Genomic DNA, 24815 nt, shown 5'->3' on the forward strand with positions numbered 1-24815 from the left:
GGAAATAGAGGTAACAAGTATGAATAATCACAAAAATCATAATATCAATAACTACCAAAAATCCACTGACAGACGCCGTGTACAACACAGCATTCCAGCGGTAAAGAAATACAGGGAGGCATTTACAATCAAGCCTATTCCTTTGAATTGGTTTAGAGGAATTGGATCAGCCTTAAGTGTAGGCGTACCTTCCTTATTAGGGTTTCTAAGTGGAAATCCGGATCTTGGAATATTGGCATCCATCGGCGGTTTTACTTTTTTGTATGTATCGAATGAAACCTATGCTCAGCGTGCGGTTCGTTTATTTTGGGTAGCCCTTGGTTTGACTGCTGCTCTAACACTAGGGGCCTTATGCTCCTACAGTGTGGCATTAATGGTCTTCATGTTTGGTCTTGTTGGCGCCTTAACGGTCTTTATATTCAATCTTTTTCAGATAACTGGCCCAGGAGGTATGTTTTTCGTCCTCGCATATTCTGTCGGAACGTCCATGCCGCATGACCCTAGTACATTGCCGTTAAACGCACTATGTGTTCTGCTAGGCGGTCTGTTCGCTTGGATTGTGGGGATGTTTGGTTATTTGATCGTCCCCTACGGTCCAGAGAACAAATCAGTGTCTGCAGTATATCAGAGCTTGTCCAAGCTGCTGTCAGCTATTGGGACAGAACGATTCACAGACCTTCAGCATCAAAGTGCCTCACTAATGAAACAGGCAGATCGTACATTATCGAATGGTAAAGTCATCGGTGCGAGAAATAATCAGTACTTAGACAAATTAAAGAGATTAAATCTTCAAGCAAGTGAAATATTTTTGTCCATCATCGATGTCTCCTTGGATAGCAAAAATACGGCTGAGGATGAGCTGGCCCATGCTCTACAAACGATAAGCAATGCCATCCATACAAGAGATGCAAGTGTCCGATTTGTCGTTTCCTTGGAAGAGGAATCACAATATTCGTTACGCAATTTGCATGATCAAATTCAAGCAGCTTATGATACCATAACGAGAGATACCGTTCATCTGGGTGGAGATACTGAGGCAGCAGGTAATACCAAGGTTCCTATTCTGGTCTTGCTTCGTAATGCGTTCACACCAGATTCAACGATTCTGTATACTTCACTACGATATGGTCTGGTACTGCTCGTTGCAGCGGCAATCGCCTATGGCTTTCATTTCGATCGCTCTTACTGGGTTCCCTTGTCAAGTGCAGCTGTGATGGCAGGAGGCACCTATATCGGCACGGTATATCGCGGTCTGCAGCGTTCGGCTGGTACGATGATCGGAATATTAATTGGTGCTGCTGTGCTGTGGTATGAGCCACTTGGAATAGTAATACCTCTCACACTTATGATATTTCAATTCATTGTGGAGCTTATTTACGGAAGAAACTATGCACTGGCAGTATTATTCCTGACACCAAGCACTTTGCTGATCGGTACAACCATTCAGCCCGCATTGACCGCAGGATATTTTATATCGGCCCGCATAGTAGATATTATCATCGGAAGTATCATCGCTATCGTGGGTTCATTGCTGCTCTGGAGAACAAGGGCATCAAGGAAACTGCCAGAAACATTGTCCAATGCAGTTCAAAAAGAAGGTGAAATGCTGCTTGCAATATTGAATGCTGATCCTGTTCATGATAAGCAGGTCCAAGAGCAAGACTTACGTAATGCGCTGATTCAATTAAGATTGGTTTATGATGATGCCTTTGCTGAGTCCATTAAAAAAAGCTCCCAAATCGCCGTATTGTGGCCTGCAGTGGCAGATTGTCTGCATTTGGGATATGTTCTGCTGGCAGCAGCAAACAAATATGAAAGCGAAGCGATATCAGATGAGGATAGATTAGAGTTCCGGCGTTACTTTGCAATGCTCGCACAATCCATTAAGGATAAAAAAGAACCCGCAGAAATGAATATACCTTGGCTTTCCAAGTTCCCAGCCATATATGAAGATATTGAACAGCTTCATTATTCCCTCCACATTGGCGAGAAGGCGACAGTTTAGTTCGAGTTAAGAGTAGAGTAGAGTATAGCTAATTGTGGAGAAAGCGAATCCCTTATGGGTATTCGCTTTTTTTATGTTGAGGGTTAAGGGAATAATAGAAAAGGGCCCCTAGCAGGGGTCCTTTTGATGTCTTGAGATTGTCTAGTATTGGTTTGACTGTCCACCGTCAATTGGAATAACGACACCGTTAATAAATTCGGATTCTCCAGACAGCAGAAACGCAACGAGACGGCCTACTTCTTCTGGTTTACCGAAACGTTTTTTTGGATTTACGCTGACAAATTGCTTGCCTGCTTCTTCCCATCCGTCTTCTCCGCCAATCTGCTTCAGGGAACCAACCACCATTGCTGTCATGATCGCACCGGGTGCAATGGCATTGATGCTTAAGTTGTACTGACCGTACTCGATTGCTGCATTCTTCGTCATACCGGACACTGCGTGTTTACTTGCAACATAAGCAGCCTGATTCAGAACTCCGCGAATCCCGCCAACGGATGCTACGTTCACGATTGCGCCGGATTGCTGCTCTTTCATTACAGGAAGGACATATTTCATGCCATAGAAGACACCTTTAAGGTTAATGTCAATGACTTTATCAAACACTTTGCTGTTGTATTCTGCTGTAGGAGCCTGGGTACCTTCGATCCCTGCATTGTTGTAGAAGCCATCAATACGGCCGAATTTTTGTACCGTATCGTCTACATATTTCTGTACAGCTTGCTCATCGGATACATCGGCAGTGAGAAGAAGAATCTCTGCTTCAGGTGCTGCTTCAATAATCAATTTTTTAGTGTCCCCAAGTGCAGTTTCATTGAGGTCAACGAGTGACAGCTTTCCACCTTCCTTAGCGATTTCAAGGGCTGCAGCTTGTCCTAATCCAGAGCCTGCTCCAGTAATCAATACAACTTTTGAATCAAAACGTTTATTCATGCTCCATTCTCCTTTTGTAAGTAAAATATACGGGATGCTCATCTATATAAATCAATTTTATACTTTTATCAAAATGGTGAATTGGAAACTATATGCTCTTGATAAGAGCTACGAATGGTAATACGAATGATTCATATAGATGATAATAGCGTTTTCAAGCGGAATTCATTAGTAATCATATATCACAAATAATTCACTTGCCAATAAACAAACCTTTTTCATCTGTCTTCTAAACAACAGCATACCCTTATATGTTCACACACGACATAAAACTTAAACATATGGATATGAAATGTTCGAATATCACCCAAATAAGTGGTTAACTCGACAGGGTTCATGACATTCATTGAGCAACGACATCATATGTTGATAAAGATGGTTCCTGACCTATTAGAATAAGACAGTTCATGAAGGGGGGAACAGTAATTGCTTGTCACTACGGGGCCTATTTTGAATAATGCGGTAAACGGCCTTCGGCCGGTCCATATGGTTACAGTCAAAATTATTAATAAATCGCTGACTCAAAATGCTTCGATCTCAATACAAGGATATGTATTGGATCAAGTAAGAACAAATTACGTGGCGGAGTTCTTTAATCTCGATCCAAATGCGGTATATACAAACACTTATCAAGCCAATGTCGAAGGTTATGAGTTTGAAGTGTCTGCACTAGATAATGATGCGATCGAAATATCTGTGTGGGGAAAAGATGCATCAGGTCAGATCGTGAGCGCGTATCGGTTGGTGTCTTCGGAATTGTAAGAAGTGAGGGGTATAACTAACAAAGCACTTCAAAATTGAGGGAGATTGGTAATATGGCTAATTACTCAACTGGACCTATTGAGAACAATGCGGTAAATGGAGCCAGGATTACACAGCAGATTACGATATCTATTGAAAACAGGGATACCGTCAATAGCGGAATTGTAACGGTTCAGGGATATGTATTGGATGCTGCTCGAACATTATATGTGTTGGATTCCTTAAGTATTGGACCTAATGGTGTGATCAACAGAACCTATTTCGCCAACCTGGACGGATTTGAGTTTGAATTTCTTACAAGCGGTCTTGCAGAGGGTTCAATAGAGTTATCTGTATGGGGCAAAGACGCGGCTGGAAATTTGGCAGCACCCCACCGGATCGTCTCTTCTGAGCTTCTTGGAGCAAATGCAGGAGGAGTTGGAGCCACCGGAGCCACTGGAGCCACTGGAGCAACAGGAATTACGGGACCAGAAGGGCCTCCAGGTGGTTCTACCGGAGCCACTGGGGCCACTGGGGCGGAAGGTGCAACCGGTCCGACGGGACCGACGGGAGTAACCGGAGAAGCAGGAGTAGCGGGTCCGACCGGTCCGACAGGGGTAACCGGTGCAACCGGTCCAACGGGAGCAACTGGTGAAGCCGGAGCAGTAGGCGCAACCGGCCCATCGGGGGCAACGGGTGACGTCGGAGCAGTAGGTGCGACGGGACCAACGGGAGTTACGGGAGTTACGGGTGAATCCGGAGAAGTAGGCGCAACCGGCCCAACGGGGGCAACGGGTGAATCCGGAGCAGTGGGTGCGACCGGTCCAACGGGAGCCACTGGTGAGGCAGGAGCAGTAGGTACGACCGGACCAACAGGAGCCACTGGTGACGCAGGTGCAACCGGCCCAACCGGTCCAACAGGAGCAACCGGTGATGCAGGAGCAGTGGGTGCGACGGGTCCAACGGGAGCAACGGGTGACGCAGGAGTAGCAGGTGCGACAGGTCCAACGGGGGCAACGGGTGACGCAGGAGCAATGGGTGCGACGGGTCCAACGGGAGCCACTGGCGAAGCAGGAGCAATAGGCGCAACCGGCCCAACCGGTCCAACAGGAGCAACCGGTGATGCAGGAGTAGTGGGTGCAACCGGAGCCACAGGTGACGCAGGAGTAGCAGGTGCGACAGGTCCAACGGGGGCAACGGGTGACACAGGAGCAGTAGGTGCGACCGGACCAACAGGAGCAACGGGTGACGCAGGAGCAGTAGGTGCAACCGGTCCAACGGGAGCAACGGCCGAAGTCGGAGCAGTGGGTGCGACCGGTCCAACAGGAGCCACGGGTGACGCAGGAGTAGCAGGTGCGACGGGACCAACGGGAGTAACGGGCGAAGCCGGAACAGTAGGTGCGACAGGTCCAACGGGAGCAACGGGCGAAGTCGGAGCAGTGGGTGCGACCGGTCCAACGGGAGCCACTGGTGACGCAGGAGTAGCAGGTGCGACAGGTCCAACGGGAGCAACGGGTGACGCAGGAGCAGTAGGTGCGACAGGTCCAACGGGAGCAACGGGTGAAGCCGGAGCAGTGGGTGTGACCGGCCCGACGGGAGCTACCGGTGAAGCCGGAGCAGTGGGTGCGACAGGTCCAACAGGAGCAACGGGTGACGCAGGAGCAGTAGGTGCAACCGGCCCGACGGGAGCCACTGGTGACGCAGGAGTAGCAGGTGCGACCGGTCCAACGGGAGCAACGGGTGACGCAGGAGAGGTAGGTGCGACCGGTCCAACGGGAGCAACGGGTGAAGCCGGAGCAGTGGGTGTGACCGGCCCGACGGGAGCTACCGGTGAAGCCGGAGCAGTGGGTGTGACCGGTCCAACGGGAGCAACGGGTGAGACAGGAGCAGTGGGTGCGACCGGTCCAACGGGGGCAACAGGTGCGACCGGACCGACGGGAGCCACTGGCGAAGCCGGAGCAGTAGGTGCAACAGGTTCAACGGGAGCCACTGGAGAGACAGGAGCAGTAGGTGCGACTGGACCAACAGGAGCAACGGGTGATGCAGGAGCAGTGGGCGCAACTGGCCTGACTGGTGCAACAGGAGCTACTGCCGCCTCACCTGTGCTGGCTTTTGCAAATGTTCCGGCAGCTACTGCGATGCCAGCAGCAACGGAAGTCACGCTTGCGAGTGTTACACAGGATACTGCAGCGGGACTTCCTCTAAAATTAGATTATACACTGTCTGCAGAAGTAGACACGACAGCCGATTGGTCTGTTCAAATGGAATTTAGATTGTATAGAGATGCAACACTGATAAATACTCAGATCGTAATAAGGAGCGGTGGAACAGCGGGAATTCAGCGTTTTACGATCGCGAATACCTATGTAGATACAGCTCCCACAACAGCAACAAGTACGTACAGTGTAAGAGGATTCCTCACTGCAAGTACAAATGTAACCTCTGTATCAGCAAATAATACGAACTTTAATATTCTTTCTTTCCCAACATAATTTCAGAGGAAGTATGCTGTAACTCCATATAAACTAATTTATTGTTTAAAACAGGACCTTTAAAAGAGTCCTGTTTCTTTTTTGTGTAATCAAAATTTAAAGCCTATAAGGCGGCTTTCTGAATTTATAAATCTCCGTTCACTTTTACATGCTAACCGAAGTTCGAAAGAGGGCTTATTAATCTCAGCAGCATATCTACCTTCGGCATCCTGTAATCCTCTATCCCGTAAGGAGGGCTTCAATATACGTATTCATCGAATATTGCTCCAGAAGCTGCTTGACCTGCTCGGGAACACCATCAGACGTCCGCGCTTGGTGGACTAGCATGAAGTAAGGGGCTCCGCTTTCATCAAGAATCTCCGTAGTCAACGCCCTGAGTTTCTGGATAGGCGTGCCTGGCAGCTCATAGATGCTGCGGATCGCCACCTCCATTTCGAACATGGCCTCTTGAACAAGTGACGTGAACAACTCGTCTTTCGATTTAAAATAATAGTATAGCAATCCGCTGCTAATGCCCGCAGTTGCAGAGATCATACTCATCTTGCTGTTATCGCAGCAACGGTCATTCCTTGACCAAAGATTGGGTCGTATGTACAGAAAACGTCTCCCAACACCAGTAAACAATCCCCTCTCCAGCACATTATCATTCGAATAAATCACAACTAACTGATCAATCTTGCAACTGAGAATTTACGCATATTTAAAAAACAACATTTCAAATTTCTGATATTCTTATATAATAATGCTGATCATCATTTTTCCAAAAACACACAACGATGTATTTTCAATGCAGCTTTTTAATATTTCAGGAGGAATACATGATGAGCATAGATAAAATTAACGAAGCCTCATTAATAGACTGTGTCGTCGTTGTACGGAGTAAGCTCCGCTCGGTCGGAGGTCGAATCTCTTATATAGAAGGCGATGTATTTGAAGTGATGTTTGAGGTGGAGGAGAACATCCCTATTCCTTTAGGTAATTCGGTGGGGATCACGATCTACTCGGCTGAAGGGTTAATTGTGTTTGATACTTATCCCATCGCAAGCTACCTGCAGCGGATTCTATGCATTCTACCACCTGATTTGCAGAAAAAGCTGCTGAATAGACGGAAGGATATCCGCATTCCGGTCAGGTACTTGAACTCATGCCTAGAGTCTTTGTTACCGCAAGCATCCTCAAGTCCTTATGTATTTGAGCAAGGTCTGCATTGCGATATTAAGAATATCAGCTTGGGAGGCTTGCTGTTTTCAATCGAAAGTCCGATACCCATTCAGGAGAAGGATGTCGTCCGTGTCAATCTCGACGGGAAATTCAAGCTTAATGCGATCATCAGACATCATCAAAAGCTGGATACAGAGTATAGATACGGTGCAGAATTTATGGAGATGTCGAAGGAAGATAAGCATACTCTCAAATCTCTCATTATTAATCAACAAGCAACGCATCGGCCGATGCAGATTGGAATTGAGCACTATTTAAATGATTGAAGAAGTTAATGATCCCGCGACAAAAGAAATGTAGAACACAAACTTATTGAATGCCTAAAGAACCCGGCGAAAGCCGGGTTCTTTGCATAGCTATAAAGTTAATTAACGGATTTCTTCTTGGTGATAGAAGGTAACCCGATTTTTTCCCGATTGCTTGGATTGATACAGACATTCGTCTGCAAGCCGGATTATACTGCCTACATCACTATCATGAGTCGGATAGAAGGATACACCAATACTGCAGCCGATCGTTACATGATTGAGGTCAATAATAAAAGGACTGTTGATTGATTCAATCATACGATAAGAAATCGTGTGAGCCGACTCCATCGCTTCATTCTTCCCGGAGCGCAAGATAATTAGAAATTCATCTCCACCTAAGCGGACAACGATATCTTGTTCTGGTATGGCTTCTCTCAAGCGGTTTGCCACTTTCTGTAATAGAATATCTCCAGTCTGGTGTCCCAAAGTATCGTTTACACGCTTGAATCCGTCCAAATCCAAATACATAAAAGATAAAGCCTCTTGGTGCATATCCAGATCCTTGATGGTGTTCTCCAGATAGATCTCCAGTGCTGCCCGATTAGGTAAGCCTGTCAGTTGATCCCGATGAGCTTGATTCTTCATATCCCCTAATGCTGTTTCTGTCCGAACCAGCGTATCCACCAGACTGCGTAGAGATAAGGAGAGAATATGCATATCTGAGAAACTTTTATATACAGGGATCTTAACATCTTTACCTTGTCTTAGCTGATTAGCCGCATTGGTAATTCCCCGGATCGGCTTCGTAATTCGTTCTGACAATAACCAGCCAATCGCAGCAAAGATAAGTGAGGCGGTAATACCTGCTAGAATAAACTGTCTTGTCAGTTCCTTAAGATCGATAAAGGCCGTGGCTTCAGGCTGTCTGACGAGTACGGACCATCCCAGTCCCTCATAATTCAAATAACCATCACCATATGCATAGCCGGTCAGATAAGTTTTTCCATCCGGCCATTCTTCGATTTCCCACGAATCTTCACCGTTTTGCACATTTTGAATCAATTGGATGTCTAGTTGACGACCCACCATATCATCTGGGCCTAATAGAATCGTCTTTTCATTCTTACTAACAATGAACAGCTCAATATCCTGCGTATGATTCTGCTGAGGCTCTAATATTGTGCGCTCTACCTCTCTAGACCATTCCCAGCTGAGATGGGCGGCGAGCACTCCCTTGACCTGACCGTTACGGTCCATTACCGGCATACTAATATCGACGAATTGCAGCGGTTCTCCGGTAGGATTGGGCAGGAGCTTGGCCAGAAGAACGGCATCGTGTACATCTCCTATAAATTTCCCCTTGATTCCTTCCTTAAAGACAGGGCGTTCAGATATATTGGACCCTACCAGAATTCCATCTGTCGCCGCCATTACATCTCCGTTCACGTTCATATAGCCTATCCATGAGAAGGAAGGGAAGCTCGTTTGCAGCTGTCCCATTAAATTTTGTATCTCAGAAATCTCGTTATTCTGAGCGAGTGTATATGTTGCAGCCAGCATTTCTACTTCACCTTGTCTTGACCACATAAAATTATCCAGCTTGTCCGACATCTGATAGGCTATGTTCGCGAGAGATTGACCAATCTCCCTTTGAAGGCTTCTCTCGGCTCGACTACTAAGTATGAATCCCATAATGAATGTTAGCATAATGACGATTACAGTAAACGCAAAAACAAGAACAGTACGAAGTTTAAACATGTGGCCTCCTAAGGATGTTGCAAAAATACTCGAATTTTGACGAACAGAGTGAATATAACATGAACAGGATATATATTCCATACAAAAAATCTTGTATACAAAAAAGTCCAATTGATGGAAAATCGATGATGCCGTATGCTGTTCAATATTAACGCCTATCTTCACTACATTCATTGATATGGAGGACCACTTATGATGCTTCAGCATTCTGATCCGGTTTGTCTTGCAACAGTCGATGTAAGCTCGGCTGGCCCTAATTGTAAAATGCTATTCGGGGATCTCAATAACGATGGAAGATTAGAAATGGTAATGATTCAGCCGGATAACCGGCAAGATGTGAGATATATCCCTCATCAGGTGCAGTGTATTACTGTATTTGATCTGGAGGGTAGAATGCTCTGGCAACGAGGAACTCCAGATGCTCAGGCAGGAACGCAGGGCTCCGATTATCCTGCGCAGGTGTACGATCTGGATGGAGATGGTCGATTGGAAGTTCTGTGTGTGATGAATGACCAGCTTCATGTCATTGACGGGCTTACTGGAGAGAGCTACCAGGCCTACGATCTTCCCTCGCCGGAAGCGCATGACTGTATCATTATCGCGAATTTATCTGGGAATGAACGGCCCACTGATCTATTGCTCAAAGATCGTTATCATCAGATATGGGCATTGAATTCACATTTTGAACTGCTGTGGACGCATCAAGGGAATCCTGGACACTTCCCATGGGTTTACGATATTAATGGCGACGGTAAAGACGAAGTCATGGCAGGATATGATATGCTGGATTCAGAAGGAAACGTCATATGGAGCTGTCAGGACTTGTCGGATCATGCGGACTGTATATGGGTAGGGGATGTGAACGGGGACGGAGAAATAGAGATTGTCATTGGTGGCAGTGTAACAGTCATGATGGATAAGCATGGAACAGAAGTATGGAGATATGCGGATTCCATTGAATCCCAGCATATAGCGCTTGGACGATTCCGAGACGATCTGCCAGGGCTTCAGATTGCTGGACTGGACCGAATCATTCGCGGGGATGGAAAAGCAGGTGTTAAAGGCAAGGATGGGATGTTCATGCTGGACGCAAACGGTCAAGAAATTTGGAAAGAACACCGCCAAACCGACGGGTGGTTAACCATTATTGATACAATCAGCGGCTGGGATGAGAGCGGGATGGATTATATTCTAGCTTATAGACGTGGAGGCGGTATATTTCCTACTCTCTATGACGGTGATATGAACGTCGTTGCAGCATTTCCGGTAGATGGGTATGTGGGACATGCTAATTTTCTGGGTAATGGCCGTGAACAGATTGCTATTTATGATGGCGACACCATTCACATCTATTCATCTCATGCAGATTCTATCGCTGCAACGCCGGGAGCGAAGCCTATAGTTCAAACAAAACGACTATACAGCTCCACGATCTATATGGGGGGAGAAGTCGTCAAATCATAGTTATACATAAGGGACACCTATTATTGTTGATTATAGCCAGCAATATAGGTGTCCCTTACGTTATTTACCTTTGCGTGTCATGCTGGCAAGCTGATCCCACTGTTCATGTGTCACTTCTGATAAACCGTTAAACTGTCCTGCTCCCTGCAGCCATTCGCCACCATCAATCGTTATAACTTCACCGTTAATAAAGGCTGCATAGTCCGAAACAAGAAAGGCCGCCAAATGAGCTAGCTCCTCCTTGCTACCGGCTCGTTTAAAGGGGATGCGCTCACGCAATTGCTGCTGGAGCTCCGGTGTAGGAGAGAGTCTTGAATCTGCACCGTCCGTTGGAAAAGAACCCGGAGCAATAGCAACTTGGCGGATTCCATAAGGCGCCCATTCAACCGCGAGTGAACGAGTAAGGGCAAGCACCCCTGCCTTGGCTGCTGCAGAAGGGGTTACGTAACCCGACCCTGTTGAAGCATAAGTAGTAACAATATTCAGCATCGTTCCGGGGTGACTAAGCTCAATCCATTTTTTGCCGACTTCAAGGGTCATATAAAAAGTACCATGCAGCACGATGCCAAGAATTGAATCTACTGCTCGATGTGATAGTCGCTCGGTCGGACTTATGAAGTTGCCGGCAGCATTGTTGACTAGAATATCAGCTCTTCCATAATGGGAATAAACCGCTTTCACAAATTCACTCACTTGAACAGGATCTCTTACATCACATGATTGTACATAGACTTCTTGACCTTTGGAGCGAAATACCTCAGCAGCTTGATCCAGCGCTGCTTGTCTTCTTCCACATATGGCGAGCTTTGCACCTAGCTCTGCAAATTGCTCACTCATTGCCTGGCCGAGGCCGGTAGCACCTCCAGTAACGATAACGACCTTGTCTTTTAACAGCTCTGGTGAAAAGGGATTCATTTTATCACTCCTTATGGAGATTTTACTTAACCGTAAGAACAGATTATCATGAATACTAACCGAAGTCATATGTAAAAAGACTCGCGACGGTTGGGTAATTGAAGCAGCATTATCATTCAAATAAGGGAGTGAAGATCATGGAGAGGCTTGCAACACAGGCCTACTATAAAATGTTACGTAAAATTGAAGGCATTCATATGGAGACGATTGCGGACGAACGTGAATTGATTCTATATTCTGATAAAATTGTTACGAAATATCGGGAGTTTCCATTGGAGAAAGTATTTGATCTTTCCTACAAAAAGGTTGGAGAGATGGATGGACTGTTATATCTGCATACACAGCAAGGAGTATACCCCTATACGGTCAAAGAGAATCCCGAAGCATTCATTCAAGCGGTCAAAGAAAGGATCTGAAGCGAAAAGGGTCTGGATATCATAATTGACGAATTGGATTGTTACTGATAAAATACATCGTTATGCGGTTGAGCATCGTGATATGCATAAGAACAAAGAACAACGGAGAGAAGCTTAATGAAGATAAATAAAAAGTACGAAACGATTATTTTTACATTTTTTATGGCGTTTGGAATGTCATGTCTGATGTCATTTGTCATGATGTCTATCAATTACGGCTTCCACGATTCCTTCTTATTAATATGGATGCGATCTTGGGGGATTGCCTTCATGCTGGCATTTCCACTCGCTTATTATCTTCCGAAAGGGATTCGCAGAGGGATGAAGAGAATCCAGTTTGTGGAGTATACAGGAGATACACAGCAAAGTGCAGAACTGAAATAAACGCTCTTGATGAGGAGGAGGATTCGTACCAAGAATCCTTCTTCTTTTTTGTGTAAAGATAGATGCTCATTTCCTTGAAATGATATAATGTAATTTGTGATGGAGGGAGGTATGTCCTATGAGTAACAACGATCGAATCCGGTTTGCGGAATTTGATCTGACAGGAAATGAACGGGATGTTCCCATTGCTCCAAGTGAAGCAAATTCCATAGATTATAACACTAATATGCTGGATGACAGAGAGACTCAGTCCAATAGCCCGCCTGTTCAGGAAGTTCCTTATAATGAATCCATCCGTCAGATCTATGCGCCACAGAACGCCATGCCGCAAGTGAACTGGGAGCAGGATTTTCGTTATATATCCAGGGAGCAGCAGTTTGTACATACAGCCAAAGAGCTGGCTGCGCGTACTGCTGAGCAGGTACCGTTTGTTCCATTTCACAGCTACTGGCCGACTTATGATCAGATGAGACCTGAACAATATCAATGGTATTTTTACTGGAGATCCGAAGTGCGGAACGGCCTTTATCCAGTTACGGATTTGTCCTATCTGTTTGTTTATATATATGAGCTCATTAACGGGATTGGTTGGGTTCACCCTTCCGATGGCTGGGAGCAGCTAAATAAGGTATGGCAGGCATATCGGAAACAGCACCTTAAGCTGGACAACTACATGAGGGAATGGCTCTATGATTTTGCAACGCTGCATCAGCTCGAATATGACCCGTCTCCCATGAGTAAGAAACTGCCTCGCAGCATGTCGAATGAACTGAAAGAGCTGGAATGGAGACGGAGATTTACCACAGAGCCCATTGAGCTGTCTTGGGACAATCTTTTTGTTATGCTGGATTATGACCCTGAACGAAGCAGATTTTATATAGAGAGCGGACGATATGAGATGATGAAGTTCACTCCTAAAGTCATTGCTCTCGTTGATCAATATTTGTACAGAGCCTATGGAACCCGGCTGATCCATCGTTATGAACCTCGTTCACAGCGTGTGAAACGGACGCTCTTCAAGAGTGCACTGTATGATAGTGACATCTATGGTCGAACGATAACCGTTGATTTTGTTTCTATCAGCGAGCATAAGCCTTTAAGAGCTTATATCACTCAGCTGGTACGGTTTACCGAGAATAAGCTGCGGGAATTAAAAGGCTTCAAGGGCCGGTTAAGAGGGATTGAGCTTGAAAAAGAGGTGGAAGAGCTCATCTCACGATACCTGGTCAAAGAGATGAGGGCACTCAAAGCTCAAACAGCCCGTGCGGTTCAGCCGGCAATCCAGATTAATTCGCGAAAGCTTGAGCGCTTAGCACGTGAATCAGATGAGGTAAGAGATATGCTGATCATCGGTGCAGCCAATGAAGAAGAGGAAGCGAATACCTCCCGTATAGCACATACTGCACAGTGCAGGGATATCAAAGTGATGGAGCACACCCGCTCTCAAGCGCATTCCCCGAAGCTTGGACAGGAGACAGGAGCATACCATCTTATTCAGACGGTGATGGACTTTGATTCTCCCGTACCTCTGCCTGAAGAAGAAACGCTGTTGGTTTCTCCTGAAATAGCTGAATCTGAAATATGGCCAGTATCATTGCTAGAATCTGGGCCTGTTCAGGATGAAGCAGATACGAATGCAGATGTGAATGCAGCATCAGCAATTATTATGGGGACGCAAGTGGAAGTACAGCCTGCCCTGGTATGGAACGTGGAGGGGCTTGATGAAGAATGGCGAGATTTTGCTGCTAGCTTACAGCATGCACATCTCGAAATATTGTTCTTACTTAAGGACAGCCATGGTGCTCAAGCGCTGCAGGCTGCTGCTAGCAGAGCAGGCTCCATGCCCGCTGTGCTGATCGAGGAGATTAATGAAGCCGCAATGGAGCATATCGGTGACTTGATCATTGATGAGGAGACGATTGTCGAAGATTATATGAGCATGATGGACAAGCTATGTTCCGGAGAATGAAACGGGGTAATAACGAATATGAAATCAATGAAAATACCAAAACGTCTGACGACGGCGCTTGTAAACTCGTTAACTGCAGGTGTAGTACCCAGAGTCGGACTTGAACATATTGCCGTTGGACGCAAACCTGAGGTCGAATCGATCTTAAGAGATATGGACAATATTGCCGAAGGCGGCGCTGCCTTCCGTTTAATTACGGGAAGATACGGGAGTGGGAAGAGCTTCTTGCTTCAAATGATACGCAATTATGCCATGGACCGTGATTTTGTCGTGGCTGACGCGGATCTGTCCCCGGAGCGTCGTCTGGTCGGTACGAAAGGGCAGGGACTTGCCACTTACCGGGAACTGATGACTCATCTATCGACCCGGACCCGTCCTGATGGCGGCGCGCTGGAGACCATACTGCAGAAATGGATCGCTGCGATCCAGCAGGATGTGATGATAAGCTCCGGACTAATGCCGGATGATCCTGCGATCAGTCAGAAGGTTGAGGTCCGGATCTATGCTGTCGCTGGTGAAATGCAGAACCTGGTGCACGGATTTGATTTTGCCAAAGTACTGGCTGCCTATTGGACTGGTTACAAGCTGGGGGATGATGATCTTAAGGGCGCTTCACTTCGCTGGCTGCGCGGTGAGTATGCGACCAAAACAGAAGCCCGCAAGGAGCTCGGCGTATCTGTCATTATAGATGATGACAATTGGTATGATTATATGAAGCTGTGGAGCGAGTTTATTTCCAAGATTGGTTATAAGGGTCTGCTGCTATTTATTGATGAGGGTGTGAATCTGTACAAAATTACGAACAGTATATCCCGGCACAGCAACTACGAGAAGCTGCTCACGATGTTTAACGATACGATGCAGGGAAAAGCGGAGCATTTAGGTATATATATGGGTGGTACGCCTCAGTTTGTTGAAGATGAGCGAAGAGGGCTGTTCAGCTATGAAGCACTGCGATCTCGTCTAATCGACGGACGATATGGCGGAGGCGTATTGAAGACATACACTTCCCCTATTCTTAAGCTAGAGATGCTGTCTAATGAAGAAATACTTATCTTGCTGCAAAAATTGCGTGAAATTCATGCGATGCATTTCCAATATGAAGCCGAGCTGTCCAATGAGCAGCTAATTGCCTTTATGCAGGCTGCAGTTGGCAGATTGGGAGCGGAACAGCTGCTAACGACACGGGAGGTGGTCCGTGATTTTATGGACCTGCTTCACACACTGCATCAGCATCCGGAAACGACTTTTGATGAGCTGCTGACGGATCGTGGACAGGAAAGTGGAAATAGTGCTGGATCTGGGTCCAGAACCCTGCCTTCAAAGGAACAACGTCCTTCTGATGCTCTGGATGACTTCCTCGCGGAGTTTGACCTATGAGCTTGAACCGATCACCCAATCCGTTTACACGTCTGGCTCCTTTCATTCAAGAATTTATATACAAGAAGCGGTGGGATACCCTTCGTGAAGCACAAGTGGAAGCCTGCCGTGTTATCTTTGACACACCGAATCATTTGCTGATTGCTTCCGGTACGGCTTCAGGGAAGACGGAAGCCGCTTTTTTTCCTGCACTAACGGAGCTGCATAATCGTCCTCCAGAATCAGTAGGTATTCTGTACATTGGACCGTTAAAGGCACTGATTAACGACCAGTTCGAGCGAATTAGCGATCTGTTGAAGGAAGGCAACGTGCCGGTGTGGCATTGGCATGGGGATGTCTCTCAGGCAGAGAAGACCAAGCTGATGCAGAAGCCTTCAGGTGTGTTGCAAATCACGCCGGAATCATTAGAAGGCTTGCTTATGAATCGGCCAAACGCAATTCCCGCCCTTTTTCATGATTTGAGATACATTATCATCGATGAGGTTCACGCCTTCATGGGAGCCGATCGTGGAATACAGGTTCTAAGTCAGATGACAAGAATAGAGCGGATGGCTTCCTGCTCGCCACGTCGTATCGGTCTGTCTGCAACCTTAAGCGATTATGAATCGGCTGCAGGATGGCTAGGCGCTGGGACGACAAATTCTACCGAGGTGATCTCTCCTCAAGGAGGGAGAAAGCTGAGGTTGTCTGTTGAGCATTTCTCCCTGCCGGATGCCCGGGATGAGAAGCAGGCAGAGCAATTGGAGCTGGCCAAGCAGGCATATCATCAATATATTTACGACGTGACTCATCTGAAGAAGGCGCTCGTATTCACCAATAGCAGATCGGACGCGGAACTCACTACCCTGGAGCTTAGGCGGATTGCCGCCAAACGGGAGCAGCGAGATGTATTCCACGTCCATCATGGCAGCATTTCCGCCATGCTGCGAGAAGAAGCAGAAGCTGCTCTAAAGACAGGGCAGGAACCCGCGGTTGCTGCCGCGACGGTTACATTAGAGCTTGGCATTGATCTTGGTGAACTGGAACGAGTGATTCAGCTCGGAGCTCCATACAGCAGTTCCAGCTTCGTTCAGCGCCTGGGTCGCTCAGGTCGTAGAGAGGATCAGGCGTCCGAGATGATGTTCCTTATTCCTGAGGAAGAAGATGAAGAAGCACAGCTTCCTGCCCGGATGCCTTGGACACTGCTTCGTGCCATAGCTGTCATCGAATTGTATCTGCGGGACAAGTGGGTGGAGCCCGTGGCCGTTCGAAAGAAGCCGGTCGGTGTCCTGTATCATCAGACGATGAGTACGCTAAAAAGCATGGGGGAAGCCACCCCGGCCGAGCTCGCTAGACATGTACTTACACTGCCCTCCTTTAGAGAGATTTCCACGAATGAGTATAAACAATTTCTTACGTATCTTCTGGAGACGGATCATATTCAGCGTACAGAGGAGGGAAGCCTGATCATTGGACTGGGCGGCGAGAAGATTGTGAACAATTACCGTTTTTACGCTGTATTCAAAGATGATGAGGAGCATGTTGTTTATAATGGCTCGGAAGAAATCGGTTCGATTACAACGGTGCCGCCTCCAGGCTATTGTTTCTCTTTAGCAGGTAAGCTGTGGAAGGTCGAAGAAGTGGATGCGAAGCATAAAGCACTTTATGTTAAATCAGCTAAGGGTAAAGTTGATACGCTATGGCTAGGTGCTGGAGGAGACATCCACACCAAAGTCATGCAGAAGATGAGAGAGGTATTGGCGGGCAGCACCATTTACCCTTATCTGGCGGCAGGTGCAGTGAACCGTCTGGAGCGTGCTCGAAGACTGGCCCGGGAGAGTGGACTACTAAGTAGCATCATTATACCTGCGGGAGGGGATTCACTCTTCATCCTGCCGTGGGCGGGCAGCAAGCAGTTTCGCACCTTAGAGCGGCTGCTTAAGCATAATTTATCGCATCGTTTGAATTTACGTTCCATCGTTCCAATGGAACCGTATTATATGGTAGTTTCCGGCAAGACAGATCCGATTACCACGCATCAAGCGATCATCGACGAACTGTCAAATCTTGAAGATCCCAGCTTATTGCTGGAGCCGGATGAAGCGCCTTACTTAGGAAAGTATGATGAATTCATACTTCCTCAGCTTGTTCGAAGTGCTTTTAGTGTGGATGGGCTTGATGTTGCTGGTTTAGCAAACACATTAGAACTAAATAAGAGATAGAAAGTTTAATCACAGCAAACGGATTTTATATATGTGAAGTATGTTTTTGGACAGTGTGATCTTATTAAGGTCACACTGTTTTAAGTTGAATTGGCTTGTGGAAGTAGTAGAGATGCAATGATGTTAGTAACGACATTTATTTTCCGTAATTAATATTATGTAAACTATCGTATAGTTGGAGCAAACATCTTAAACTTGAGGAGGCTGCCTGGTATACACCAGTTCATATTTTAAGCGGAAGTGTTGGCTCTGAACCCGAGTTCTTCGATTGCCTTGGTGAGCAGTAACCGGGAGCTCGCAGCCTTGAATGTGAACGGAGCAGCAGCTTGAAGTGGATAAGCCTGTGCTAAAGGCGAGAGGACATCGAATGGAGACCATTCGTGTAAAACTCCCAACATAACAGATGAGGGGTCTGTCATAGCATCCATCGTTCGTTCTTGTATCCATTACGAGCAGTGAGCCTTATAATCAAATCACCAGCACGAATTTCATAAAAAGGTATGATGACATAATCTCCATTTAGTGAAATTTTAGACTACTGAGGATGAGGTTATGTCTATTTTCATATCATGGCTTGAGTATAATTCAAGTTTTGTTTCATTGTTCTTCGTTTGATCTGCATAATTGATCATAGAACGCTCTGAATGGAGGATAGGAAAGGAAGACGCTTACAGGTATACTCATAGAAACCTGATATGCGTAATTCACGAATAAAAAAGGACGGGTGGAAAAAATGAGGATCGCATTTGTACTATTCAACGGTATGACAAGCATGGATTTTACGGGATTTTACGAAGCTATCACCTGGTTAGGGATACTTAAGGCGAAAGAGAACGTATCCTGGACCTTCTGTTCGGATAAGGAGGAGGTGACGGATGATCGGGGGCTGACAATGAAAGTGAATGAAATAAACCCGGATTTGGGTAAGTTTGATCTTGTCTTCGTTCCTGGCGGCATGTCTACAAGAGAGCTTCGTCACGATCATTCCTTTATTGATTGGATTCGGACTGCGAAGCATGTTCCATATAAGGTATCTGTCTGCACAGGTGCCTTATTGTTTGGAGCTGCGGGTTTCCTTGAGGGAAGGAGAGCAACCACGAACTCTTCAGCTTATGAACTACTGGCTCCGTACTGCAAGGAAGTTATTGAAGCGAGAGTCGTAAGAGATGAGGGAGTTATCACCGGTGGTGGAGTAACGGCCTCTATAGATTTGGGATTGTATATGATCGAGTGGCTTACGAATACAGAAACCGCTTTGCTTGTGCAACAGAAGCTGGAATATCCATATTATCAGGCAGGCAATCTGAGTGAGGTATATGGGAGTTAAAGGATGGACTTGACTTTGTAGAAGAAAGGGGTTTTATTATGTGTAAGTAGAGTGGAAAGTGGAATAGCAGTACTCATTGGAATATTCGGATATAAAAAGCATATCATTTGTACAAACCTCAGCAAGGACAATGATTTTTTGCTGCTACATTAACCTCCTTAGGTCCTCTAAAAAGGTAAAGATTTGGATCCTATATAAATTTTTGTTTATTATGGAGTAGATAAAAGCTATAGATAATTATAGAGATACACTTTTCTAAGATTCGATAAATAACGCTTATGTTTGATGCGCTTACAAACACGATACAATCTTCATTCAATAGGAAGGGGAAATATGAATGTTGGATGTATTATTGGTCGATGACGAGCCGTGGGTGCTAGAGGGCTTGCGAACCATGGTAAACTGGGACAAATACGGTTTCCAAATCTGTGGAGAGGCTGAGAATGGAAATGTCGCTTGGGCCATGATTGAAAAACTTCAGCCGGATCTCGTGTTCACGGATATTCAAATGCCTTCAGTGAATGGCCTTGAACTGATAGATCGTTCTAGACAAGTGCTCGACAGACCACCTCGATTTGTCATTTTAAGCGGCTATGATAGCTTTGAGTATGCGAAAATAGCTCTGGAGCAACGTGTTGAGGATTACTTGCTCAAGCCGATTGATGAAATCGAGATTGAAACTGTATTAGATTTGATCGGGCGTAAGATGTTGGAGGAGCACGTTTCAGCGGAAATGTATCAACGTGAACATGACTTATATGTAAATTGTTTGTTCAATCGCCTGCTTCAAGGAGATGACAGCAGTGATCTGCAAGACGAAGTGAGCAGAGCTCTTCGAATGGAGGGTCATGAGAACGTGGCCTGTCTTCTGATTTCAACGGATGCCAGTATTGAAGACGTGAAAGAGCAATTGCATAGTTGTTCTGGCATCCATTGTTCAAAACTTTTTGCAGATATGGAAGGCAATATCGGAGTGTTTGCTGCCGACATTAATGATTCTCTGAAGAGGCTTGAGGCGTTGGGCAAAGGTCTATCTGAATTATATTCTGATCGTGCCTCAATTATTGTGGCATTTGGACATAAATCAGGCGGAGTATACGGCATGCGCTCAGCATATGAAAAAGCTCTATTCGCATTGAAATGGAAACGCTATCATTGCGAGGCGGGCTTTGTCAATCAAGGGGATTTGCCACAGAATGAAAGCATGGCTAAAGTAAATCAAAAAGCTTTGACCGAACTAATGCAAGTTATTTTATTAGGCGAACAGGACAGGGTGGAAGGAAAGATGCAAGCGATGCTTGCTAATCCTGACTCCGAGCTAGCAGTGTCAAATATAGAACACGTCCGAGTTCAATTAATTGCTCTTGAAATGAGGATTCTAAGACATTTAAAGGAGCTGAAAGGAGATGTTGGCAACTTTTTGATATATGTTAAAAATATGGCATCCGACATTAATGGAATACACACATATCCTGAGTTTCGGGATTACGGGCTTAAGCTGAGCTTTAAAGCTATGGAGACGCTCCAGGAACAACGAAAACAAAAGGAATGCAACACGATTTTTCAGGTGGAACAGTATGTCAATCAGGAGTTCCGACAAAAGTTGCAGCTCCAGGAGCTGGCATATAAATTTCATATGAACGCCAACTATTTGGGGCAAGCATTCAAACAGCAGACAGGTAAGGCTTTTCGGGAGTATTTGAATGATAAGCGGATTGAGGAGGCAAAACGTTTGTTGCGTCAAACCAATATAAGCATTGCTGACGTTGCGGTACATTCGGGTTATCTGAGTGCCGACTATTTTATAAGTCAGTTCAAGCGAATGACGGGCATGGCACCTTCACAGTATAGAAAACAGCAATAAGACGTTGGAAGATAAGAAGCATGAACGAAGGATGTGATGACAAATATGTTCTCAAAACTCCGTGTCCGCAGCATTGTAAATGATATTCCATTGAACTATAAGTTCATGCTGATATTTCTAATTGGAATTTTACTTCCCATCTTTGCGAGCTATTATTTGTTCATGGATCGTATGTCTGAGCTAATCAAGGAACGAGAGGAGCAGAATTTGAAAATATCATTGGAGCGCGCAAGAAAAGACATCCATTCAATGATTGATGGTGGTATTGCTGTGAGTCATGCATTGATCACAGACAAATTATTGACCGAATCCATGGATCGGGACTATGATGGACAGCTGGATTTCTACAGCACGTTTGATGATATGCTCCGCCATCGAGTGACTTCCTATATTCCGACAAATAACCAAATTCAGCGTATCGGCATATACACCGACAATCCAACCATAGTCCCCGGTGGGGATTATTATTTTCTGGATAGTACAATGCATTCCAGTGGCTGGTATCAGCAGTGGAAAGCGGCGGGGGAATCTCTAAGAGTAGTCGCATATCGTGATCAGGCGGTCAACAATCGTGCTGCGACCTCCTCGTATTTAAGCATAATTGAAAAAATGGACTATTACTATGCACACAGCTCTTATCAGAAGCTGGTACGCATCGATTTTTACCTCAACCGATTCTATGATGTGATTGCAAGAGAAAAAAATTCTCTTGAGTTGTATCTTGTTAATGACCAGAATCAAATCATTGTGTCTGCGGATGATAAATTTCATGGAGAGGTTGACAGCCAATATTCATTGTTCGATGCAAGTAAGATGGCAGATAAAGATATACATATTGTTCCAATAGGAAGTGCCAGCTATATTAAAGGCTGGAAGTTGATTGGTTTGCCTCAGGGAACACATGTCAAGGAAGCGATGCTATCTATGCAGCTCTATTTCGGAATGCTGGCTGGGATAATTACCCTAATCACTTCCATTTTCATCTATGTCATGCTGCGTTCCTACAATCATCGCGTAAAGCGATTATCTAGACACATGAAAAAGGTGGGGAATGAGAAATTTGAGCTGATCAATATTGACGGTGGGCAAGACGAGATTGGTCATTTAATTTGCAACTTCAATATGATGACTGTTCAAATAAAGTCATTGATCAATAACGTATACAAGCTTGAAATCCAGCAACGAAGCCAGGAGGCTGAACGTATCCGTGCCGAGCTTTATATGCTGCAAAGCCAGATGAACCCCCACTTTTTATTCAATACGCTGAATGCATTGCTTGTGGTAAGTGCCAAAAATAATTATGTGGAGGTCAAGGATATAATTAAGGACCTGTCCAAGCTGCTTCGTCGCCTGTTGAATTGGAAGGACGATGTGGTCACTCTGGAGGAAGAAATGAGTTTTACAATCATGTACTTGGGGATTGAGAAATTCCGTTTTCGGGACAAGTTTGAATATCATATTGACATTACCGACGAGGCAAAGCTATATAAAATACCGAAAATGAGTATCCAGCAATTAGCAGAGAACGCATGCAAACATGGAATACAAGCCATTGAGGGCCTTGGCATCGTCACGATTCGGGCTGGAATCGTGAACGAGCATCTGCGCGTTGTTGTATCCGACAATGGTAAGGGGATGGACCAGGAGCGACTGCAATCGGTTTTGGATCATATGCGAAGAAAGGAAGAGAGTGAAGGATACAATATTGGGATGCGTAATGTATATCGCCGTCTTGAACTGTACTATGACGATAAAGTGAGGTTTGACCTGGTGAGCAGACTTGGGGAGGGGACTGAGGTGTCCTTCGAAATTCCGTTGCATCTGTTGGAACGACAGGGTGAAGAAGGAGGCGTGGAACATGGCATTTAAAGTACTGTTGATTGATGATGAGCCCTTGGCGCTCGAGGGCCTGCAGTTGTGGATACCATGGGAGAATCTTGGCTTTGAAGTGTGTGGGGTCTGCACAAACGGTGCTGAAGGCTTGCAACAAATGGAGAAGTTGGAGCCCGATCTTGTCATGGTCGATATACATATGCCTGTAATGAATGGCCTAGAGATGATTGAGGCATGGAGACTCAGAGGCAACCAGTCAACCAGATTCATTATTCTTACAGGATACAGCGATTTTTATTATGCTCGAAAAGCACTTAAATTTAGAGTTTCCCACTATTTGCTAAAACCACTGGATGAGGAACAGGCGGAGCTTGAAATCCGTCAAATGGGACAAGAACTGATCAAGGAGCAGGAGCAGCTTCATATTGAACAGATCGCTCGGAGAGAGCGGGAGCATTTGATGATGAAAGAGGCATTGAAAAGCAAAGATCTGTCCTCGGAAGCAAATTGCTTAATGGAGTCCCTATCACAAACATCGGATGTTTGGAATGTATGCCTGGTTCAGGTGTCTGGGGAAGATTATGGGCGATGGAGTAATATTGCTGCAGAATGTCTTAACGGATCTAAAACCGTGTATATGATTCGCTTGCGAGATGATTTGGTTTCCATCGTGTTTAACGATTCAGACTTTACAGGCCAGGAAACAGGAGGTATTGATAGAAAGCAACTAGAGGAAATGGCTCGCCGTCTGGCGGGCTTTCGTGCATTTATGGCGATTGGAGAAGCCGAAACCTCTCTCACTCGTATCAGCCACTCCCGAGCAACAGCGGAGAAAGCGCTCCTACATGCCTTTTATGAATCGGATAAGAACTTAATTATAGATTATAAGACGCTCAAGGATCATGATTTTCAATGGCATTACGATCAGGTACAAATAATGGAAAGAATACTGGGAGCACTTCAACTTATTGATCATGACGCTTACCAGTCCGTAGTGGTATTTATTGAACAATCCTTTCGGAAAATACGGCTCCATCCGGATGAAGCCCGTAAATTCGTCATTTACTTACTCCATGAAATTCGTGCATATATGGGGGAACAGCTGGCGGAGGATTCGAACCTTCTGTTCGAAATCCCAAATCTAGATGAAGTTCTGCTGACTCTCAACGATTTGATCGCTATTCTTCAATCATGCGGACGTGTCTGCTTCGAGCTGTTGCTTAAGGAGAACGCGTGCGAAGCACTAGGAATTGTCCAAGATATCAATGATTATATTCATACACATTACCGCGAGGGATTAACCATTAAAAAGCTGGCGGAACGTTTCTTTCTGCATCCTGCTTATTTGGGTCAATTGCTGATTCGGAAAAATGGAATCGGCTTTAATGAACTGCTTCATAATATGCGGATTAAGGAAGCTTGTCGCCTGCTTCAGATGAACCAATACAAAAATAGTGAGGTTTCGGAAAAAGTTGGATATTCCAGTTACCATCTTTTTTTAAAGCATTTTGAGAAACGGTTGAATATGTCCCCCAATGAATACAAGACTAAGAATACCTAAGCTTTTCTCGGAAAGAGCTTTAATTCGAATATAGTTTCATAATGGCGTGAAATTTATAATGAAATTGTTCTATTGAAAGGGCTTACATTACGAAGGATCAAACTTT

General features: G+C 45.4%; 18 protein-coding genes. 14 read left to right on the forward strand and 4 right to left on the reverse strand.

All coding sequences use genetic code 11. From position 1 onward, the window contains the following. Window positions 1–19 precede the first annotated feature (19 nt). Complete coding sequence (locus BM415_RS06640) at window positions 20–2005, forward strand: FUSC family protein (RefSeq protein WP_091155951.1); 1986 nt, start codon at window positions 20–22, stop codon at window positions 2003–2005. Window positions 2006–2146: 141 nt separating this feature from the next. Here BM415_RS06640 and BM415_RS06645 read toward each other — a convergent pair whose 3' ends face one another. Next, window positions 2147–2935, reverse strand: a complete 789-nt coding sequence (locus BM415_RS06645) for a glucose 1-dehydrogenase (protein ID WP_091155953.1) — start codon at window positions 2933–2935, stop codon at window positions 2147–2149. Window positions 2936–3361: 426 nt separating this feature from the next. Here BM415_RS06645 and BM415_RS06650 point away from each other — a divergent pair, with 426 nt between their 5' ends. Together BM415_RS06650 and BM415_RS06655 are read left to right on the forward strand one after the other, a co-directional pair. After that, window positions 3362–3697 carry a hypothetical protein gene (locus BM415_RS06650; protein WP_091155955.1) on the forward strand — a complete coding sequence of 112 codons (336 nt, stop codon included), beginning with the start codon at window positions 3362–3364 and terminating at the stop codon, window positions 3695–3697. Between the two features lie 53 nt (window positions 3698–3750). Continuing rightward, entirely contained in the window at window positions 3751–6168 is a 2418-nt protein-coding gene (locus BM415_RS06655; RefSeq protein WP_091155958.1) for a collagen-like domain-containing protein, read from the forward strand. A gap of 219 nt (window positions 6169–6387) precedes the next feature. Here the strand turns inward: BM415_RS06655 and BM415_RS06660 are convergent, their stop codons facing one another. Further along, entirely contained in the window at window positions 6388–6702 is a 315-nt protein-coding gene (locus BM415_RS06660) for a TetR/AcrR family transcriptional regulator (RefSeq protein ID WP_244533167.1), read from the reverse strand. A 284-nt stretch (window positions 6703–6986) separates the two neighbouring features. Between BM415_RS06660 and BM415_RS06665 the strand changes: the two genes are divergently transcribed. Beyond that, complete coding sequence (locus tag BM415_RS06665; protein WP_170862384.1) at window positions 6987–7655, forward strand: PilZ domain-containing protein; 669 nt, start codon at window positions 6987–6989, stop codon at window positions 7653–7655. 102 nt (window positions 7656–7757) lie between these two features. Here the strand turns inward: BM415_RS06665 and BM415_RS06670 are convergent, their stop codons facing one another. Next, a complete protein-coding gene (locus BM415_RS06670) occupies window positions 7758–9395 on the reverse strand; it encodes a sensor domain-containing diguanylate cyclase (RefSeq protein WP_091155962.1) in 1638 nt (545 codons plus the stop codon). Window positions 9396–9587: 192 nt separating this feature from the next. Here BM415_RS06670 and BM415_RS06675 point away from each other — a divergent pair, with 192 nt between their 5' ends. Beyond that, a complete protein-coding gene (locus BM415_RS06675; protein WP_244533168.1) occupies window positions 9588–10859 on the forward strand; it encodes an FG-GAP-like repeat-containing protein in 1272 nt (423 codons plus the stop codon). A 60-nt stretch (window positions 10860–10919) separates the two neighbouring features. On the opposite strand, the gene BM415_RS06680 is transcribed toward BM415_RS06675, so the two are convergent. Continuing rightward, window positions 10920–11774, reverse strand: a complete 855-nt coding sequence (locus BM415_RS06680; protein WP_091155963.1) for an SDR family oxidoreductase — start codon at window positions 11772–11774, stop codon at window positions 10920–10922. A gap of 137 nt (window positions 11775–11911) precedes the next feature. Between BM415_RS06680 and BM415_RS06685 the strand changes: the two genes are divergently transcribed. The 9 genes from BM415_RS06685 (at window position 11912) to BM415_RS06725 (ending at window position 24709) form a co-directional block, all read left to right on the forward strand. Then, the gene (locus BM415_RS06685) at window positions 11912–12190 is read left to right on the forward strand and encodes a hypothetical protein (protein ID WP_091155966.1); all 279 of its coding nucleotides are present in this window, start codon (window positions 11912–11914) and stop codon (window positions 12188–12190) included. 117 nt (window positions 12191–12307) lie between these two features. Next, window positions 12308–12574: a DUF2798 domain-containing protein gene (locus BM415_RS06690; RefSeq protein ID WP_091155969.1), complete on the forward strand. Its 267-nt coding sequence runs from the start codon at window positions 12308–12310 to the stop codon at window positions 12572–12574. Between the two features lie 118 nt (window positions 12575–12692). Next, entirely contained in the window at window positions 12693–14543 is a 1851-nt protein-coding gene (locus BM415_RS06695) for a TerB N-terminal domain-containing protein (protein WP_091155971.1), read from the forward strand. An 18-nt stretch (window positions 14544–14561) separates the two neighbouring features. Beyond that, the gene (locus BM415_RS06700) at window positions 14562–15923 is read left to right on the forward strand and encodes an ATP-binding protein (RefSeq protein WP_091155974.1); all 1362 of its coding nucleotides are present in this window, start codon (window positions 14562–14564) and stop codon (window positions 15921–15923) included. After that, window positions 15920–18124, forward strand: a complete 2205-nt coding sequence (locus BM415_RS06705) for a DEAD/DEAH box helicase (RefSeq protein WP_091155975.1) — start codon at window positions 15920–15922, stop codon at window positions 18122–18124. The genes BM415_RS06700 and BM415_RS06705 overlap by 4 nt, the downstream gene beginning before the upstream one ends. Window positions 18125–18857: 733 nt before the next feature. After that, window positions 18858–19451 (forward strand): DJ-1/PfpI family protein, encoded by a 594-nt coding sequence (locus tag BM415_RS06710; RefSeq protein ID WP_091155978.1) that lies wholly within the window; start codon window positions 18858–18860, stop codon window positions 19449–19451. A 337-nt stretch (window positions 19452–19788) separates the two neighbouring features. After that, window positions 19789–21315 carry a response regulator transcription factor gene (locus tag BM415_RS06715; protein ID WP_091155981.1) on the forward strand — a complete coding sequence of 509 codons (1527 nt, stop codon included), beginning with the start codon at window positions 19789–19791 and terminating at the stop codon, window positions 21313–21315. A 45-nt stretch (window positions 21316–21360) separates the two neighbouring features. Next, window positions 21361–23184 carry a sensor histidine kinase gene (locus tag BM415_RS06720; protein WP_244533169.1) on the forward strand — a complete coding sequence of 608 codons (1824 nt, stop codon included), beginning with the start codon at window positions 21361–21363 and terminating at the stop codon, window positions 23182–23184. Further along, on the forward strand, window positions 23174–24709 hold the full coding sequence (locus BM415_RS06725) for a response regulator transcription factor (RefSeq protein WP_091155984.1): 1536 nt from the start codon (window positions 23174–23176) through the stop codon (window positions 24707–24709). The genes BM415_RS06720 and BM415_RS06725 overlap by 11 nt, the downstream gene beginning before the upstream one ends. Window positions 24710–24815: the final 106 nt, after the last annotated feature.

The organism is Paenibacillus sp. 453mf (genome assembly GCF_900116105.1).
GTDB lineage: Bacteria > Bacillota > Bacilli > Paenibacillales > Paenibacillaceae > Paenibacillus > Paenibacillus provencensis.